The 19,264-nt window shown below is 71.7% G+C and carries 9 protein-coding genes and 2 pseudogenes; 3 read left to right on the top strand and 8 right to left on the bottom strand.

What is annotated here, in order from left to right:
- The 6 genes and pseudogenes from B9S57_RS35805 to B9S57_RS25625 form a co-directional block, all read right to left on the bottom strand.
- Window positions 1–722 (bottom strand): annotated as a pseudogene (locus tag B9S57_RS35805) (IS3 family transposase); the annotation flags it as partial.
- A 265-nt stretch (window positions 723–987) separates the two neighbouring features.
- Window positions 988–1,614 (bottom strand): TIGR03086 family metal-binding protein, encoded by a 627-nt coding sequence (locus tag B9S57_RS25610; protein ID WP_103759589.1) that lies wholly within the window; start codon window positions 1,612–1,614, stop codon window positions 988–990.
- Window positions 1,611–1,787, bottom strand: coding sequence for a hypothetical protein (locus B9S57_RS34610; RefSeq protein ID WP_181011465.1), 177 nt, complete (start codon window positions 1,785–1,787; stop codon window positions 1,611–1,613). Before B9S57_RS34610 ends, B9S57_RS25610 begins: the two co-directional genes overlap by 4 nt.
- 545 nt (window positions 1,788–2,332) lie before the next feature.
- Window positions 2,333–5,731, bottom strand: coding sequence for a BTAD domain-containing putative transcriptional regulator (locus B9S57_RS25615; RefSeq protein ID WP_103759590.1), 3,399 nt, complete (start codon window positions 5,729–5,731; stop codon window positions 2,333–2,335).
- Between the two features lie 89 nt (window positions 5,732–5,820).
- Complete coding sequence (locus tag B9S57_RS25620) at window positions 5,821–8,730, bottom strand: FG-GAP-like repeat-containing protein (RefSeq protein WP_103759591.1); 2,910 nt, start codon at window positions 8,728–8,730, stop codon at window positions 5,821–5,823.
- Window positions 8,730–11,303: a S8 family serine peptidase gene (locus B9S57_RS25625; RefSeq protein ID WP_181011466.1), complete on the bottom strand. Its 2,574-nt coding sequence runs from the start codon at window positions 11,301–11,303 to the stop codon at window positions 8,730–8,732. Before B9S57_RS25625 ends, B9S57_RS25620 begins: the two co-directional genes overlap by 1 nt.
- A 255-nt stretch (window positions 11,304–11,558) precedes the next feature.
- Here B9S57_RS25625 and B9S57_RS25630 point away from each other — a divergent pair, with 255 nt between their 5' ends.
- From B9S57_RS25630 to B9S57_RS25640, 3 genes are all read left to right on the top strand, one after another.
- On the top strand, window positions 11,559–11,999 hold the full coding sequence (locus tag B9S57_RS25630; protein WP_103759592.1) for a DUF6325 family protein: 441 nt from the start codon (window positions 11,559–11,561) through the stop codon (window positions 11,997–11,999).
- Between the two features lie 28 nt (window positions 12,000–12,027).
- A complete protein-coding gene (locus B9S57_RS25635; RefSeq protein WP_103759593.1) occupies window positions 12,028–12,318 on the top strand; it encodes an SHOCT domain-containing protein in 291 nt (96 codons plus the stop codon).
- A gap of 452 nt (window positions 12,319–12,770) precedes the next feature.
- On the top strand, window positions 12,771–15,167 hold the full coding sequence (locus B9S57_RS25640; RefSeq protein ID WP_258036588.1) for a glycoside hydrolase family 9 protein: 2,397 nt from the start codon (window positions 12,771–12,773) through the stop codon (window positions 15,165–15,167).
- Window positions 15,168–15,283: 116 nt separating this feature from the next.
- Here the strand turns inward: B9S57_RS25640 and B9S57_RS25645 are convergent.
- Both B9S57_RS25645 and B9S57_RS25650 read right to left on the bottom strand, forming a co-directional pair.
- Window positions 15,284–16,198 (bottom strand): annotated as a pseudogene (locus B9S57_RS25645) (TIGR02679 family protein); the annotation flags it as partial.
- 285 nt (window positions 16,199–16,483) lie between these two features.
- Window positions 16,484–19,237 (bottom strand): TIGR02680 family protein, encoded by a 2,754-nt coding sequence (locus tag B9S57_RS25650; RefSeq protein ID WP_374935986.1) that lies wholly within the window; start codon window positions 19,235–19,237, stop codon window positions 16,484–16,486.
- Window positions 19,238–19,264: the final 27 nt, after the last annotated feature.

Consider the following 19,264-nt stretch of genomic DNA (forward strand, 5'->3'; position numbering starts at 1 on the left):
CCACTTCTCGTCCAGCTGCCCGGCGGAGAAGTCACGTTGGACGAGGTCCGGGGCAGGGGGTGCGAAGCGGTCCGGGACCGTGGTGCGTTTACAGCGCCGCAGATGGAGGCCCTCCAGCCCGTGCCTGCGCATGAGCCGCTCGACGCGCTTACGGTTCACCGTGTGTCCGAGGCCCCGCAGCTCGGCATGGACACGCCGCACTCCGTACGTTCCTTTGTGGTCGGTGTGGATCTCGCGGATTTCCGCGGCCAGGGCATCATCGGCGGCCTGCCGCACCTCGCGGGCCTTCGCGCCGGCGATCCACCGGTAGAAGCCCGAGCGCGAGACCTGAAGCACCCGGCATATCCGCTGCACGCCGAAGTCGGCCCGGTTGTCGGAGATGAAGCCCCAGCGGAGGGTCATGCCCTCATCTCCTCCGCGAAATACTGGGCCGCCCGGCGCAGGATCTCCCGCTCGATTTCCCACTCCTTCTCAGCCCTGCGTAGCCGGCCGTTCTCCGCCCGCAGCCGGACCAGTTCCTCATCCCCGCCCTCCGCGACCGGCTCGTCACGGATACCGCGGCCCGCCTGCTCATCGGCCTGGCGTACCCAACTGCGCAGCGTCTCGCCGGTCACCCCAACATCCGCCGCCACCGCCGCATACGTGCGCTTCCCACCCGCCGCGCGATACAGCGCGACGGCATCGTTCCTGAACTCCGCCGGATACGGAGACTTCCGTCCCACCAGGACACCCTTCCTCGGATCTGCAAGATCCATTGCCAGAGTGTCCACACCACCGGGGTCGCCTCAACGGGGGCTGTCCCCACTCACGCGCACGGTGAGCCCGAATCCAACTCGACCTCACCGCGAGCAAGGTGCCTCCCACCTGAGCTGTTGCCCCACGGCAGGCACGATCCGGGAGGGATGGAGCACCGGCATCCGCACACCTTCCGAAACTTTCGACCCTTCCCCCGTCAGGGCGATGCGCAACTCTGCGGTTGACTGGGGGTCAGTGGCTGCCCGGCGGCTCGGGAGACCAGTGGGCGCTCCTCCCGAGAAGGGCCAGGGTCTCCGCCAGGGGGGTCACCCGCCCGGACACCGGCCGGACCGGGGCGAAGAAGGCGTCGGGTCCGCGCGTCTCCTCGCCGACCGGCACGCGGCGCGCCACGTGCAGGGCCGACTCCCAGAGAGTGTCGGGGAGTTGCACCTCCAGCGCGAGGGTGCGGGCGAGGTCCCAGGCATGCACCGCGAGGTCGAGGAAGTGGAACGACACGGCCACCCTGCCGGGGAGCGAGCGGCCCAGTTCGGGCAGCACGAACTCCTTCTCGGTGCCGCCCGCCTCGGCGAACGGCACGATGAGCACGGCCACGGACTCCGCGTAGGCGCCTGCCGGATCGGCGGCGATGTCCGGCACCCGCCAGTGGGCGGGCAGCCCGCCCTCTCCCCGCGCGGCCGCCGCGAAGCCGTGATTCTGCGCCGCCATGTGACCGAGGAGGTCGAGCAGGGTCCAGCCGGCGCAGGGGGTCGGCCGACCCCAGGTCCCCTTTCCCTCCTCGGCAGCGGCGGCGGCCGCGCCGCGTACGAGGCGTAACGTCTCCAGTGCGGCGATGCGGTCCAGCTCCACGAAGTTGATCACGCGTCCTCCTGACGAACGAAGCCCTGCGGCCAGGGAGTGCTACCGGTGAGCAGGGCGCGGGCCCGGCCCCACACGGCGTCCGGATCGAAGTCCTCGGCCTCCCATGCGGCGGCCCGCATGGTGCCGCTCCCCCGGTGGGCCCGGACGACCGCGATGTGGTCGGGGCGGCCCACGAACTCCCTGAGCGACCTCGTCGCGCCACACGCTCACCGAACCCGAGCGCCTGCCCGCCACCTCGGCCCACAGCCACATGCCGAGCGCCCCCGGCGTCCGTGGCCAGGTCCGGCGAAGGCGCAGGCCCGTGAGAGCGATCACCCCCGCCTGCGGATGGCTCGTCGCGGTGAAGTCGGTGACGCTCACGACGACGGGACACAGAGCCAGTGCAACGGGGCCGGAGCGCCAGCGGGTGCGCAGCAGCCGGGAGGTCGCGGGTCGAGTGGTCATGAGGACGAGCATAAAACTAAACGACCGATCGTGCTATTACTTTCCATCATATGAGCCACGACCAACGACTCAGCACCTCAGGGGACTTGGGGCACCGGTGCGGGATCCCGGCCTCGGGGAGCATCCGTACAACGACTGACGCGCCGGAGGGTTCTCGGAGCTGGGCGGCTGCGCAGCCGCCCACTCGGGCGACCGGCACGGCGCCCGCCCGCGCGCCGGAGCGGGTGGACGAGACCGGCGCCTGCCGGCACGCCGCGCGTGCGGTCCCTCCGCGTCACTGCCCCACAGGGCCACCCTGGCCGGGTGCGAGTTCCGCCAGTCGTATCCACGCGGGGTACGGCAGCGCCACCGCCACGGCCTCCGCGCGGGCGCGGGCCTCCCGGGATTCGTCGGTACGGCCGAGCCGGGCCAGCGCGGTGGCCAGGGCCACCCTGGCGTCCACCTCCGCGAGCCGTTCGCCCGTGCGTTCCGCCCGTACCGCCTCCGCGGAGGCGAGGTCCCTGGCCGTGTCCGCGCGGCCGGAGCGGAGTTCGCCCCAGGCCGTCAGCACCGGCGCGTCATCCGTGAAGGCCCCGAGGGCGCTCAGGGCCGACTCCGGGCGGTCCTGGCGCAGTTCCAGTTCGGCCCGGGCCGCGCGTATCTCGAAGTCGGCCTGCTGGTCCCCGGGCACACCCACGGAGCGCTCCGCCCGGTCCAGCAGGGACGCAGCTTCCGCGAGGGAACCCGAGCGCATGCGCACCAGCGCCAGGGTCGCGAGGGCGTACGGCAGACACCAGGCGCCGTTGGGCTCCGCACCCGCGACGGCGGCTTCCGCGAGGGCCCGCGCTTCCTCGGTCTCGTCGAGCATCAGCCGCAGTTCCGCGAGGTTGGCCCTTTCGAAGGCCGCGGCGGTCGGGTCACCGGACCGTTCGGCGAGTTCGAGGGCGCGCTGCCCGATGTCCACGGCCTCCCGCAGCCGGCCGCCACGGCGTGCGTTCTCCCGCAGGGTCGACAGGACCAGACCCAGCAGCGTCGGGTCCCCGTAGGCCTCCGCCGGAGCGAGCGCGTGGTCGGCGGCCTCGCGCGCCGCGTCGAAGCGGCCCGCGAGGGCGAGGTTCCTGGCCTGAAGGGTGTAGCAGCGGGCGGTGAGGCCCTGGCCCTGCGCCCCGGTCACATGGCGCGCGGCGTCCAGGGCTCTCCTGGCGGCCTCGAACCCCTCGACGTACAGCCCCTGGACGCCGCAGATCACGGAGAGGGCGAGGAAGTGGTCGGCCATCGGTCCGGCCGCCGTGTCCGGGCCCACCGGGTGGTCCCGGAGCACCTGGCGGCCCGCGTCGGGAGCCCCGGTCTTGACCAGGGTCTCGGCGAGCCGGGCGGCCGCGAGCACCGTGTCGTCGTGGTCGGCGCGGCGTACGAACTCGTGGAGCGCGAGGCGGAGCACCTCGGCGGCCTCGGCGAAGTGCCCCATCCTGCGCAGCACCTGGCTGTGGGCGAGCCGGGCTCGGGCCGCGTCGACGTCGAGGCGGTCCACCAGGTCCCGGTAGTAGCGGTCGGCGCTGTCGTTGGCGTACAGGGCAGCCGCACGTTCGGCCGCCCGGCGGAGGTACTCGGCGGCCCGTGAGTCGTCGGCGCGTGCGAAGTGCGAGGCGAGGGCGTCGACGGCGTCGGGTCGGCGGCGCAGGACCGCCTGGGCGAAGGCGCCGTGCAGCTGGCGGCGGCGGATCGCGGAGAGACGGTCGTAGCAGGTGAGACGGACCAGGGGGTGGCGGAACGCCACGCCCGCCTCGGGGCGCCCGGAGACGACGACCTGCCGTTCCTCGATGAGCGCGGCGGCCTCCGCCCGTTCGAGGGCGTCGGCGGCGACCGGCCCGGAGACGGCGGGGCTCAGGCCGTTCGCCGCCACGTCGAGGAGTTCGGACAGTGCGGCCTCGCCGCCGGCGACGGACAGCGCTTCGACGACACGGCGGGTGTCCGGGTCGAGGCGGCCCAGCCGCTCCCCCACCAGCTGCCGCACTCCGTCCGACGCGACGGCGGCCGGCAGACCGTCGCCGAGTCCCCGGGCGAGTTCGACGGCGTAGAGCGGATTGCCGAGGGAGAGTTCCCAGACGCGGCTCATCCGCGGGTCGGGAGCGGGGCGCGTAACGGATTCGGGTGACGCTCCCGTGTCCCCGTCCGAAGTGGCCGGGGCGGGCACCGCCCGTGTCGCGTCACGGACGACCGCCAGGCAGGCGTCCCGGTCCAGGGGCCCCACCCTCTCGCGCACGGCGAGCCCCTGCCGCAGCATCGACACGAGTCCGGTCCGGCGCGGGTCACCGTCGGGCAGCTCCTCCTCCCGGCAGGTGACGAGGAAACGCAGCCGCATCCCGGTGTCGGTCACCCGCCGGGCCAGATGGCCGAGGAGCTGGTACGAGCCGGTGTCGGCGGCGTGCAGGTCGTCGAGGACGACGAGCACGGGGTGGGCGGCGGCCAGTTCGGCCAGCAGGGCGGAGGTGACCCGGAACAGCCTGTCCCGCTCCTCCTCGGGGCTGCGCCCGCCCCCGTCACGCACCCGGCCGAGAGACGGGAGGAAGGAGGCCAGTTCGGGGTACTCCGTCCCGATCCTGGCCCTGTGCCCGACGTCTCGCTCCGCGAGCCAGGCATCGAGCGCCTCGGCGAAGACACCGTAGGGCGTGTGCCCTTCCTCGTCGTGCCCGGCACCCCACAGGACGGCCGTACCCGTGGCCGCCGCGCGTCGGGCGGTCTCGCCCACGAGCCGGGTCTTGCCCACCCCCACCTCGCCGGTGAGCAGCCTCACCGGGGGCCCCTCCTCGGCAAGGAGAGCGGCGAGGATGTCGTCCCGGCCGTGGAGCGGTATCGCGGCGGGCGCCCGCAGAAGTGCGGGCAGTGAGGGGAGGGACGGAGCCGGGGCCTGTCCCGGCTCCAGCGCCTCCCGGTGGAGGCGTTCCGTCTCGGGGCCGGGCCTCACCCCGAATTCCTGGTCGAGGAGCCGGCGGCAGAGGTGGTACTGCTGGATCGCCCGCCGCCGCAGCCCCTGCCGCAGGAAGGCCCCCAGGAGGATGCGGTGGGCCAGCTCCTCCGCGGGACTGTCGGCGAGCACCTGCTCGGCCACGGCGATCGCCTCGCCGACGGAGCCCTGGGCCAGGTGCGCGGCGGCGAGCGCGAGCAGCACCTCCTCGCGCAGGGCGACGAGCTGGTCGCGACGTGACTGCGCCCAGGGCGCGTAGCGGTCCTCGGGGAGCAGCTCCCCGGTGAACAGGACGAGTGCGGCGGCGAGGGCGTCGGCGTCCTGCGCTGCGAGGGCTGCCCGCGCAGCGGTCTCCGCATCGTCCGCGTCGATCCGCACGGTGGCCGGATTCAGTCGCAGCAGGGAGCCGTCGGCTATCAGGTACAAGGAGGTGGCGCGGGGCACCAGCTCGGGCTCCAGCGCACGGCGCGCGGCGTGGAGGGCGACGCGGAGACTGCCGGTCGCGGACTGGGGGTCGGCATCCGGCCAGCAGAGCTCCATGGCCTGCTCGCGGTGGAGCTGGTGGTCGGGCACGACGGCGAGCAGCTTGACGAGGGTCTGGGCGCTGGGGCGCGTCCAGCGCTCAGCGGGCGCGGGACCACTGTCACGTGTCGCCACGAAACCACCGAATAGGCGCAGACGTAGCAGCGGGTTGGCCGAATGTGTGCTGTCTGCCTGCTGCGCGTTCATGAGGGCGCAACTCTAACCGAGCATGCGGAGAACCCCCCGGGCGAGGCCCGGGGGGTTCCGTCACGCAGCTCGGTTCAGGACAGCGCCGGTCAGGAGAGCTTGTACGCCGTCACCTGGTGGATGGCATAGCTGCCCGAGTAGTACCCGCCACCGAACAGACCGGTCACACGGTCGCGACCGCCGAGGTCGTTGTTGAGGGACAGCACCTCGTCGACACCGTCCCCGTCGAGGTCGCCGGAGAAGTAGCCGTGGGCACCCATGAGGCTGGGGATCTGGCCGACGGACCCTGCCCAGGTGTCCTCGGAGTCCAGGATGCTCGGGTCCCAGACGTACAGGCCGCCGTCCACGCCGGCGACCAGCAGATCACGCCCGCCCGGTCCGGTCAGGAAGCCGCCGCCGTACGATGTCGGCGAGACGCCCTGCTTCTTGTCGTCGCCGTTCGCGCCGAACCGCCGGAACGAGGCAACACCACCCTCGTACAGCGCCCCGTCCTTGGCGAAGAAGCTGTTGTGCGTCCACAGACCGCCGGAGATCCAGGTGTGCAGCACCTCACCGGTGCGGCCGTCGCGGATCTCGAACAGGTTCTGCGAGCTGATCATGGCGGTGCCGTCGATATTGAGGGGTGCGTCGACCGCCCATGCGTAGACCACCGCGTGCCCGTCGGCGTACGGGATCTCCTTGGAGGCGAAGACACCCTCGTTCGGGACCGCGGTGCGGATCCCGCCTACCGCACTGTCCGGCGCCTTCGGCGCGGCCGACCAGCGGGCCTTGCCCGTCCTGGCGTTGAGCGCGACCGCGTTCGTCACCGGCGTGGTCAGGTCGAGCGCGCCTGCGCTGGCGTACGAGGCGTACACCCGGCCGTCGTTCACCGACGGGTCGGCGAACTGCACGTCGCCCGCGTCCGCCGGGGCGTCGTACGTCCACAGGGCGTGGCCGTCGCCGTAGTAGGCGCGCAGTGCGTCGGTCGGGACGAGGATGTCCTGCTCGCCGTCGCCGTCGAGGTCGGCCAGCTTCGCCGTGCGGACGTACTGTCCGGCGCCGTCGATCGTGGCGAGCGTCTTGCCCGTCTTCCCGTTGAGGACGACGGTGGCGGTGTCGGCCGCGACGACGATCTCGGGCTTGCCGTCGCCGTTGACGTCGCCGGTCTCGATGTCGTGGACAGCGCCGGGCAGGGTGGCCTGCCAGAGCTTCTCGGGCTTGGAGCCGTTCACGACGGAGGGGCCCGAGTACGCCCACAGGCCGTTCGACGATCCGCCCATGATCAGGTCGTTCTTGCCGTCCTTGTTCAGGTCGGCGCTCGCGGCGTGCGAGATGTCGCCGCGGAGCGGTGTGACGCTCTCCGCCTTGCCGTTGGGGAGCTTGAACGTCCGGATGTTCTGCGCCGGGTCGATCAGGCGCACATGCGTGCCCTGGGCGTCGCTGTAGACGTCGTGGTACATCGCCGAGCCGGCGACGCCCTTGGACTGCCACTTGACGTCGCCCTTGCCGGAGAACACGGTCAGCGACGCGTAGCGGGTGCCGCCCCGGTTCTCGGGCACGTCGAACTGATCGTTGTCCTGGCCGGACATGACCAGCTTGCCGCCGGCGACCGACAGACCGAAGGTGTTCGGCGCGCTGCCGCCGTCGTCGCTGTCCCGCTTGACCGAGTTCGACCACCGGAGCTTGTCCGCGCTGTCCCCGTTGACGACGCGTACGGTGCTGGCGCTGACGATGTAGTTCTCGTCGAGGACGGACTCGGCGACGGCGTACTCGTCGCCGGCCTTGCCGCCCAGGTCACCGACGGTCAGTGCGGTGGGGATGACGTTGTCGCGGGCCTGCAGGGTGGCACGGTGACCGGTCTTCAGGTCGTAGGACGCGACCTCGTAGTGCACCGCGTCCGTCGCGTCCGACTGCTCGACGGCGACGATCCGCTTGCGTCCGGCGTCCAGACGCATCTTGCGGTTGTACAGCATGCTGTCGGTCTGCCAGGTGACCGAGCCGTCGGCGACCGCGAGGACCGCGGTGCGGCCGCGGCCGTCGACTCCCTCGGCCTTGCTCAGGTTCCACGAGACGACGACCTTGCCCTTGCCGAGGTCCTGGATGTCGCCCCAGTTCGCGTACCGGGCTTCCTTCGTGTCGTACGTCCAGGTGGACGCCGGGGTCAGCTTGCCGTCCGGGCCGGACGAGAAGCGCATGCCCGTCAGCGTGGCCGTCGCGTCTGCCGGAACCTTCGCGTCGCCGCTCATCCGGGGCGCGTCGGCGACCAGCAGGGTGCCGTCGACGATCTTCACCATGGAGGCGTGGTTGTACAGCTTCGACCAGACGGTCGTACCGGTCTTCCCGTCGAGGACCGTCACGAACGTGCCGCTGTTCAGCTCCGAACCGGGCGAGGTGAACGCCCGGGGATACGGGCTGGTGCCGACCTGGGCGGAGAACACGAGGTCCGGGACGCCGTCGCCGGTCAGGTCGCCCGTCGAGTACCCGGAGTCCGAGTTGGGCGCGAAGGGCGAGACCGCGTTGTAGCCCATGAGGATCTGCGCCGGGTAGGGCTCGACCCGCCACACCTGGAGCGGCTTGACCTGCCAGTCCGGGTAGAACGAGCTGCTGGTGCGGGACCACTTCTGGCTGCCGTCGGCGGCGTGGAGCTGCACGTAGCCCATGCTGTTGACGGAGTAGTAGTCGCCGTTCCTGCCCGCCGGGACCGTGGCGCCCATGCCGCGCACGCCTTCCAGCGTGGACTTCGCGGTCATGGTGACCTTGGTGGTCGGGTCGACGGCGGCGGCCTCCGGCGCGGCGGCGGAGTCGCCGTCCTTCTCCGTGCCGGCGGTGTCCTCGGCCTTGACGTACGGGTCGAGGGTCACATCGGCGGCGAGCTTCTTGGCCTGGGTGCTGGTCAGCTTCATGACCGAACCGCTGTCGGTGTCGGCGGCCATGGCCTGCGGGACGGCGGTCAGGCACAGGCCCGCCGCGACCAGACCGGAGGCGAGCGCCAGCGCCCGCCGTGAGTGGTGGGCTCTCATCACTTGGCTCCCTGCGTGAAGGTGACGGCGGTGCCGGCGGTGATCACGGGCTGGTTGTAGGAGTACTGCAGGGCGTCGGTGCCGGCCTGGTCGGCGATGCCGACGGTGGCTCCCGCGCCCTGGTCGGCGACGGTCTTGTACTGGAACGTCATGGCGCCGGTGGCCTCGTCGAAGACGGCCTCGAAGGTGGCGCGGCCGGTGGTGCCGTTGGCGTAGGCGGCGTTGTTCCAGACGATGGCGAAGGTGCGGTCGCCCTTGGTGCCGGTGGTGGCGGTCTGGACGGTGGACTTCTTGTCGAGGGTCAGGTCGTCCCAGAGCGGGGCGACGATTCCCTTGACACCGTTGGCGCCGGTGGTGGGCAGGGCGGTGTTGTTGTAGTCACCGACCCGCGGGGACAGGAAGTTGACCAGTCCGTCGGTGGTGACCGAGGCGGTGGAGTAGGACACCCCGTAGTGCTCGACCGGGAAGGGCAGCGCGATGGTGGCGGAGTCCTCGTCACCGGACAGGGCGACCTTCTTGGTGCCCGCGATCCAGGAGTAGGCGGCCGGGGCGCAGGTGTTGCCGGTCCTGTCGGTGCGGTTGGGGACCTGGACGTTCTTGGTCAGTCCGGTGGCGGTGACGGTGGCACCGCCGGTGTAGACGCCGTTGCAGAGCACGGGGGCGGTGGGCTTGACCGCGAGGCTGTAGGTGCCTTCGGCGACCTTGTCGAAGGTGTACCCGCCCTTGGCGTCGGTGGTGGCGGCGGGCAGCGGGGTGCCGTTCAGCTCCACCTTCGCGCCCGCCAGGGCCTTGCCGGTGACGTCGAGGACGGTGCCGGAGACCTTGTGCGACGGCACGGAGGCCAGGGCGATGTCCTGCGTGAAGGACTGCTGCTCGGCGAGGGTGACGCCCTGGGCGGAGCCGGTGCTGTAGCCGTAGCCGGTGAAGGCGAAGTCGTACGTGCCTGCGGGCAGCGGCAGACGGTAGGTCCCGTCGACGGAGGTGGTGACGGTGCGGACCGCACCGGCGGCGTCGGTGGCCTTGACGGTGATGTGGTTCAGGGCCGTACCGCTCGCCTTGTCGGTGACCGTGCCGGTCACGGTGGCCGCGGTGTGCGGGGCCTTGTCGACGGAGGCGAGGATGTCGAGCTTGCCCTCACCCCAGACGTTGTTCATGCCGGCGGTGCCGCCGCAGTGGGTGTCGTCGACGTCACGGGCACCCTCGTCGAGCAGTGCGCGGGTCTCGTCGATCTTCCCGATCAGGGAGGGAGCAGCCGACCAGAGCAGCGCGACCGCACCGGCGAGGTGCGGGGTGGCCATCGACGTTCCGCTGATGGTGTTGTACGAGGAGCCCGGCCAGGTCGAGGGGACCAGGACACCCGGGGCCGCGATGTCCGGCTTCGCTCCGCCGTCGATCGGCGAGGGTCCGAAACCGGAGAAGTCAGCGATCTTGCCGTTCACGTCGTAGGCGCCGACACCGTAGGAGGCAACCTGCGAGCCCGGCGGGTGGGTCGTCGAGCAGGTCACGCCGTCGCCGTCGTTGCCGGCCGCGAACGCCTCGAAGATGCCCGCGGAGTTCCACGCCTCGACGATGTCCTTGTAGAAGGTGTTGTCGTCGCCGCCCCAGGAGTTGTTGACGATGTTCGGGGCGAGGTCCGGGCGGGGGTTCTGCCCGTTGTGGTCGGTCGGCGCGAGGATCCACTGGCCGGCGGCGAGCAGGTCCGTGTCCTGGCACTCTTCGCCGGCGCAGCCCTTGGCGGCTATCCACTTCGCGTTCGGTGCGACACCGATGCCGTTCTTCCCGACCATGGTGCCCATGGTGTGGGTGCCGTGCCCCTGGTTGTCGCACGGGGCGGCAGTGGTGCACAGCCCGGTCGGGTCGTAGAAGTTGTAGTCGTTGGTGAAGGTGCCGTCGCCGTTGTTGCCGCGGTAGTTCGCGACCAGGTCCGGGTGGTCGTACTGCACACCGGAGTCGACGTTGGCGATGACGATGCCCTCGCCACGGTCCTCGTACTGGTCCCAGACCTGGTCGGCCTTGACGTCGGAGACGCCCCAGGCCGGGGCGTCGGTGCCGTCGGCGGACGAGTCGGTGCCCAGGGCGGTGGCGCGCGACGTGGTGACCTTCTTGTCGGAGGTCTCGATGTCGTCGAGCCTGAAGGTCCGCTCCTTGACGATCGACGCCACATCGGACCGCTTGGCCAGCTCGTCGATGAGGGTCTGACCGCCGGTGACCTTGACGGTGTTGGCGATCCAGTAGTCCTGGTGGCCGATCTTCCTCTTGTCGAGGAAGGTCTTCAGCGAGGCCTGGCTCTTGTCGGCCTCGGAGCGCAGCTCCTCGTACGCCGCCTTGGCCTTCTTGGCGTGCGTCTTCTGCTTCTTGGCGCCGGACAGGTCCGCCTTGTCCTTGAGGACGACGAAGAAGGACGCCTCGCCGCCCTTGTCCACGGCGTCGAGCAGGGTGGAATCGATCTTCGGTGACGGGTCGCTGTCGGCGGCGGCCACGGCGGGCATGGCGCCGGTCAGCAGGACGGTCGCGGTGAGGGCGGCCGTCGCCCACGTCGCAGATCTGCGCCGGGGGGTTCGGGGCAGGTGCATCAGGGTGCTCCTCCTGGGACGGTACGGGAGGGTGCGAACGCTAGGGAAGGGCCGTTACTGAGCCATTACCGGTCGCCCCGGAGGCCGAGAACCGGTTCCGGAGCCCGCTGGGCGGGACGGTCCCGAACGGCACGGACAGGAGACGGGCCCCTGAAACCTGCGGACCGGCGGGTCGCGCGCCACCAAGCCACCTCCATACGGCAACCTGTGATGCGATTTGATCCGTTTTATGAAGCACGGAAGGCGGCCCACCCGATGCCCAGTGGCCTGAATGCCGACACCGTCGGCCTGGTGGATGTCTCCGTGGTTGCCTTCGAGGGCAACCACTTCAACGGGGAGATCGTCCCGGCGCTCCGAGAGCTCCAGCAGGACCGGACGGTGCGGATCCTCGACCTGGCGTTCGTCTCGAAGGCCGAGGACGGCTCCGTCACCGTCGTCGAGCTGACCGACCCGGCCGTGGCCGAAACCCTGCAGCAGGTGACGGACGAGCAGTTCGACCTCCTGAGCGACGAGGACCTGCGGACCGTCTCCGAATCCCTGACGCCCAACTGCTCGGCGCTCGTCATGGCCTGGGAGAACACCTGGGCCCGTCGGCTCGCGACCGCGGTGCGGGACTCCAAGGGTGAGGTGGTGATGCTCGAACGCATCCCCCGGGAGACCGTGATCGAAGCCATCGCCGCCCTCGACGGCAACTGAACCCACGAGACGAAGGAGACGGCCAGTCATGATTCAGCGATTCGGACGGCCCGGCCTGCTGGGCACCATCGCCCGCACCGCAGTGATCTCGGGAACCGCCACAACGGTCTCCAACCGGGTGCAGCGACATGACGCGCAACGTCAGATGGCGGCGGAGCAGCAGTACGCCGCACCCCCACCCGCCGCATCGCAGGCAGCCGCACCGGCGGCCGGTACCGACCGGGTCGCCCAGCTCACCCAGCTCGCCGAACTCAAGGCGCAAGGGGTGCTCAGCGAGGAGGAGTTCGCCGCCGAGAAGGCCCGCATCCTGAACTCCTGACACCGGGCCCCGGCGTCCGGCGTCCCCCTGTCCCGCCGCCCCGGGCCCCCGCTCGAACCGTGCCCGCCGAACTCCCGCCGCCCCGGACCGCCGCTCGAACCACGCCTGCCGAGCTCCGGCCGAGGGTGCCCTGTCCCCCGCAATTCCCTTCTCCCCCTACGCGCCCCGTTGACAGGGCGGGCCCGCGCTGGCTTCATGAGCACGTCCGTGGAAGCGCTCCCACGCCCGTCGCGCCGGACGTCGCTCCGGGCTGCCGACGCTTCCGCGTGGGCCGGTGTCACCCCGCACCGGCCCGTCGCACGAGCCGCGTATCCGCACCGTTCAGCACCCGCGCACGCCGCACTTCCGCACGAGCCGCACCACCGCCCCGTCGGCCCGGTCCGGCATGTCATCCGCCGGTCCGGTACGGCCACGGGCTCCACACGCCGCCCGCCGCACCGAAGGACGATCCGTTGCGACTGCCCTCCCTTCCCCGCGCGTTCCACAGATCGATATCCCGCCACTCTCCGCCGAGCACCACCACCCGCTCCCGCCTGGGAGTCACCCTCGCCGGCGCGGCCGCGCTGCTCGCCGCCGGACTCATGCCGCTGGCCGCCACCCCGGCCCAGGCAGCCCCGGCGTTCGCCTACGGCGAGGCCCTGCAGAAGTCGCTCTTCTTCTACGAGGCCCAGCGCTCGGGCAAGCTTCCCGAGGACAACCGTGTCTCCTGGCGTGGCGACTCCGGCATGGACGACGGCAAGGACGTCGGGCTCGATCTGACCGGCGGCTGGTACGACGCCGGCGACCACGTGAAGTTCGGCCTGCCGATGGCCTACAGCGCCACGGTGCTGGCCTGGGGCGGTATCGAGCAGAAGGACGCCTACGCCGCGTCCGGGCAGCTGGCTCGCCTGAAGGACAGCCTGCGCTTCGTCAACGACTACTTCGTCAAGGCGCACCCCTCCGCCGACGTGCTCTACGGGCAGGTCGGCAACGGCGGCGACGACCACAAGTGGTGGGGCCCCGCCGAAGTGATGTCCATGGCCCGGCCCGCGTACAAGATCGACGCCTCCTGCCCCGGTACCGACCTCGCCGGGCAGACGGCCGCCGCGATGGCCTCCTCCTCGATGCTCTTCGCCGACGACGACCCGGCGTACGCGGCGAAGCTCCTCACCCACGCGAAGCAGCTCTACTCGTTCGCCGACACCTACCGCGGCACGTACAGCGACTGCATCACCGACGCGAAGTCCTACTACAACTCCTGGAGCGGCTACCAGGACGAGCTGGTGTGGGGTGCGATCTGGCTCCACAAGGCCACCGGTGACGCCTCCTACCTGGCCAAGGCCGAGACGTACTACGACGGCCTGTCGACGGAGCCGCAGACCTCCACCCGCTCCTACCGGTGGACGCTCTCCTGGGACGACACCTCCTACGGCTCGTACGTGATGCTCGCCAAGCTCACCGGGAAGCAGAGGTACATCGACGACTCCAACCGCTGGCTCGACTGGTGGACGACCGGGGTGAACGGCGCCAAGGTGGCGTACTCCCCCGGCGGCCAGGCCGTGCTCGACTCCTGGGGATCGCTGCGTTACGCGGCGAACACGGCCTTCGCCGCGCTCTCCTACAGCGACTGGCTCACCGGTGACGCGACCCGCAAGGCCCGCTACCACGACTTCGCCGTACGCCAGATCGACTACGCCCTCGGGGACAACCCGCGCAAGGCCAGCTATGTCGTCGGCTTCGGCGCCACCCCGCCCACCAGGCCGCACCACCGGACCGCGCACGGGTCGTGGACCGACCAGATGACCAACCCCGTCGAGACCCGCCATGTCCTGTACGGCGCGCTCGTCGGCGGGCCGGGCGCGGCGGACGACTCCTACACCGACGACCGGCAGAACTACGTCAACAACGAGGTCGCCACCGACTACAACGCCGCCTTCACCGGTGCCCTCGCCAGGCTGTACGCCGAGTACGGCGGTGCCCCGCTCGCCTCGTTCCCCCAGGCCGAGACACCGGACGGGCCCGAGGTGCTGGCCCAGGCGTCGGTGAACGCGTCCGGGGCGGACTTCACCGAGATCAAGGCGTACCTGGTCAACAAGTCGGCCTGGCCGGCCAGGCCGCTGACCAAGGCCTCGCTGCGCTACTACTTCACCCTGGAGCCTGGGGTCTCGCCGGCGGACATCACGGTGACCACCAACTACAACCAGTGCGGCACGGCCTCCGGCGCCGAGCAGTACGAGGGAGACGTCTACTACATCGGCGTGGACTGCTCGAACACCGTGATCGCCCCGGCCGGGCAGTCGGCCTACCGCAAGGAGGTGCAGTTCCGGGTCACCTCCTCGGGCGCCTGGGACCCGTCGAACGACTGGTCGTACGCGGGCCTGCCGACGACACCGGGCTCCACCCCGGTGGACGCGCCGAGGCTGGTGCTGCTGGACGGAACGTCACAGCAGTGGGGTGAGCTGCCCGACGGCGATCCCGCCGAGTCCCCCTCCCCGACCCCCACGCCCACTCCCACGCCGACCCCCACTCCCACGCCTACGGCGACTCCGTCCGCCGGTGCCGCCTGCTCGGTGACCTACAAGGTCGGCTCGTCGTGGGGCAGCGGGTTCACCGCCGACGTGACCGTCAAGAACACCGGCAGCACAGCTGTGGACGGCTGGCGTCTCACCTGGACCTTCAGCAGTTCCGAGAAGGTCGCCGGCGCCTGGAGCGCCACCGTCACCCAGTCCGGAGCAGTCGTGACCGCCACCGACGCCGGTCACAACGGGAAGGTCCCGCCCGGCGGTTCGGCCTCGTTCGGCTTCCAGGGCTCGGGGGCACCCGGTTCCGCGCCCACCGGGTTCACCCTGAACGACGTCGGCTGCTCCTGACGACCTGCACCGTGCGGGGCGGAGGCCGTACCTTCGGCCTCCGCCCCGCACGATCGGCACCGAACCCGGAACGGTTCACTCTCAACTGCCTCTGCCCAGACGGATGGTCACGATCCTCACGTGAGATCGGACAACAGCAGCTCCAGCTCCCTCTCCTCCTCGACACGAACACCGAGTTCGGCGACGGCCGTAGCGAGTGCGGGTTCCCAGGGGGTCTCCGTCGGGGTGCTGACGAGCGGTGACAACGGAGGTTGGACACAGCGGAACACGGCGGCGCGGTAGTCCGCGGCCGTGTAGCGCCAGGGCAGCCAGGGGACGCGGCGGCGAAGGACGCCGGCGATCCGGAGCCCTCCCCAGTCGAAGTCCCCGTGGTAGTACAGGGTCGCTCCGTGGTCGTGCAACCCCCGGAGCAGTGTGAGGGCGGCGGCGGAAGGCTGGCCTTGGAGGCAGACCAGGGGCGGGCAGGCAGGGCCGAACATGTCGGCCGCCGCCGCGAGGACGGTCGGGTTCTCGCAGATCCGCACCACGGGATCGGCGACGGCCGGAGGTCTGCGGATGAGCTGGCGAAGGGTGAGCACACAGGGTTCGCCGTCTTCGGCCAGGCGGTCCAGGGCCGGGGTGCCGCGCAGGTTCAGGGTCAGGACGGTCGAGGACAGCTCGTCCCGCAACAGCCCCACCGAGGCCCAGGCCTCACGTCGCCATTCGGCGCCCTGACCATCGTGGAAACCGGTCAGCGCACGGGCCCCGGACAGAGTGAGGGTGGCCAGCGGTGTGCCGTCGTCAAGGGCGTGCGCCCAGCCGAGGACCCGGGCAGCGAAGGCGGGCAGCGAGACGACCGGGGCGGCGGGGAGTGCGTGCAGGGCGGTGCACACACCGGTGAGCAGACCGAACGTGACGTCTGGTGTGCGCCCCAGACGCCGCGCCAGGCCGTCGGCGCGTATCCGGGCCGCCCACTTGGCGAGCGCGGGGACCGTAGCGACGAGCTCGTCGAGCGGCGTGTGCGCCCTCACCCAGGCTTCCTCTTCCTCTTGGCGGGCTCGGACGAGCGATGTGACAGGCCCGGTGAGCGCCGCGACCGCGACGGCGACGCCGTACGGTCAGAGACCTGCCGCCACCGGGGGCCCGGGCGAGAAGTCGTTCGGCCGCTGCTCGCTGGGCCGGAGTGGGATCGGCCAGGGACACGGAACCAGTCATGGGCTGCCCGGCCACCAGCCGTCGGCGTGCTCGTTCGACGAGCCAGGAGAGGTCCGGCGTGCCGAGCAGTCTGGCCAGCCGCGGGCCGTCGACTGCTTCGGTGCCGGGCCCGGGCCCGTGGGTCAGCCCCACAGCGACTCGGTCTCCTCAACGCGGGGCGCGTCCTGGAGGGCGTCCCGCACGGGGTCCTCGCGGCGCTGCCGTCGCGTGCCGTCCCATTCCCACCGGGTGACGAGGACCGCCGCCACCTCGTCGATCCGGGACAGCTGGGCGATGGCGATGCCGGGCACCTGCGGGTAGCAGGCCCACTCCCGTTCGCTGGTCATGACCACATCGAGGTCGAAGGCGCTCAGGAGGCCGAGGCACTTGGCGCGGGAGTCGTCGTCCACACCGGCGAACGCCTCGTCCAGGGTGACCAGGCGGGGCGCGTGCGGGCTGCCCGCGCTGGCGTAGTGGGAGGAGGCGGCGGCGAACAGCGGCACGGACACGGCGAGGACGCGTTCGCCGCCGGAGGCGGGTCCGGTGGCGGGTACCCACCGCCCGTGCTGGTGGCGTTCGACGCCGAATTCGTGCCAGGAGCGGTAGCCGAACGCTGCGGTGAGGTGCTCGAGCCAGCTGCCCGGGCCGTCGTCGGACTGCTGGCGGGCGATCTGGGCCTGGAGGAACTCGCCCACCGCCGCGCGGTCCTCCGACGTCCAGGCGTCCGCGGACTGGCGCAGCCTCTCGCGGGCTTGGGCCAGTCCGGACGGGGCCTTGCGCGAGGCCCGCCACACCAGCCGGAGTCTCATACCGGTGGAGGTGGGGCGGTCCTCCAGTTCGGTGTTCATGTCCCGCACCTGTCGTTCGGCGGCACCGATGAGTTCCTGGAGGGTGCCAGCGACCTCGGTGATCAGGTGGGTTTCGAGGATCTCGCGTTCGTGCGCGGACAGGATGCGGGTGAGCTCGCCCACCTCCGTGGCGAGTGCTTCGGCGAGTTCGGGCACGGCGCGCTCACGGCCCTGGTAGACGATGTCGACGACCATGCCGTCCTCGACCATGCGGGCGGACGCGCTGTGTCCGTGCCGGGACAGGGTGTCCTGAAGGGCCTTGAGTTCCTCGCTGAGTCGGCGCTGGACGCGTTCCCAGGCCGCGTCCGTGTCGTCGGTGGACGACAGGCCGGAGTCGATGGCCCGGGCGAACGCGATGGCCGGGGTCGCGGCCCAGTGGCCGTCGTCCGAGGCGGGGACGGTGACCTCGGGCAGCGCGACAGCGACCAGGCCGGTGGCCGTGAAGCGCTGGAGCGCGGCGATGGCCTCCGCACGCGCGTCGACGACTTCGGCGAGGTCCTTCTCCAGCTGCTCGATCCGCCCCTCGGCCCGGCTCGCCTCCCGGTCCGCCTGGGCGTGACGCTGCCCGGCGTTCTTCCGGTCGGTCTCACAGATCCGCTGTGCCTCGATGGTCCCGGCGAGGCGCCGTTGGAGTTCGGCGACGGCGGCGCCGACGGTGGAGCGCAGGGTCCGGTGCCGCTCATCGGCCGCCGCCGCCTCGTGCGCCGCCTCTTCGGCCCGCTGGGCGAGGTCGACGACCCGCTGCTCCGCCTCGGCGGCCTCGGCACGCTCGTCGTCCACCTGGCGTGCGGCCTCCCCTCGTTCGCGCAGCGCGGGCCACAGAGCCGCCAGTGCGGTGGCGAGGGAGCCGAGGCCGTGACGTACGGCGGTGAGTCCGGCCCGTTCGGCGGGCAGCCCCAGATCAGCGGCAGCCTCGGTGAGCTCGGCGGCAGCCCGCTCGGCAAGTTCGGCCGCCTCGACGACCTCGGTGGCACGCCCTTCGTACCGCGCACGGGCCTTGCGCACGGTCTCGGCGGCGGCGCTGACGAGCGCGTGTGCCCTGGTGAGCGGCGACTCGTCGGGGACGTCTGCGAGCTCGGCGTCGAGCGTGCGCCGGCGTGCCGCGATCGCCGCGGACCGAGCCGCGAGATTCTCCGACTCCTCGCGCAGAGAGGCGAGTTCGATGCCGAGCTCCGCGACCCGGTCCCGGCGTGCTGCTTCGCGTGCGCCCTCGCCGATGTACGTGGCGGCGGGCTTGGCCCACGTGCCGGTGAGCGCACCGACCCGAAAGCGCCCGTCGGGTGCCGCCCATGTCGCGGCTCCTCCCCCGCCGTCGAGGCCGATGGCGGCGAGCAGCCGGGTCACCGTCGTCTCGTCCAGGACGGTGGCCCGCCCATCGCCGTGGTCCACGGCGGGGCACAGCACGTCTGCCAGTGAGGGGCCGCTCACCGGCCCGTTCGACGGGGAGAGAAGGATATCGTGTCCGTCCACGGCGAGGGCGGAGCCGTCGGGCAGCACCCAGGCGTCGAGGAGGCCGGAGGCTTCGAGCGCCGCTTCGAGCCCGGCACGGCCGGCTTCGGGCAGGTCGTCACGGAAGTCGACCAGGCACCAGAGCGGCGCGCCCGGCAGCGTTTCGCGCAGGCCGGGGGTGCGCGTCGCCGGGGGCCGGGGTTCGCGTCCGGCGCCGGCTTCCAGTGCGGTGAGCTCGCGACGGGCCTCGGCGGTGCGCTCTGCCAGCTCCGTGGTCGCCCGGGCGGCTTCGGCCGCCTGGTCGGCGAGGTCCACCGAGCGGGCGGTGTGGGCCCGGGTGGCCGAGACCCGCGCCGGGTAGGGGCCGTCGAGGTGGCGGGTCCACTCCTGGAATTCGTCCAGGAGGCCCGTCGCGTCGGCGTAGGACAGCTCCTTCCAGGCGCGGGCGCGTTCGCGTACGTCGTCCAGGAGGGCCTGGCCCGCCCGCGCCGCGTTCTCCTCCGCCTCGCCGTGCGTCTCGGCGGCCAGCGCGAGGTCGGTCTCCGCCTCGTCGAGACGGCCCGACGCCCGGCGGTGCTCGGCGGCGGCCTGCTCGGACACCTCGATGCGGCCCTCGATGTGGCCGAG

Source organism: Streptomyces sp. SM10 (genome assembly GCF_002910915.1).
Classification (GTDB): Bacteria; Actinomycetota; Actinomycetes; order Streptomycetales; family Streptomycetaceae; genus Streptomyces.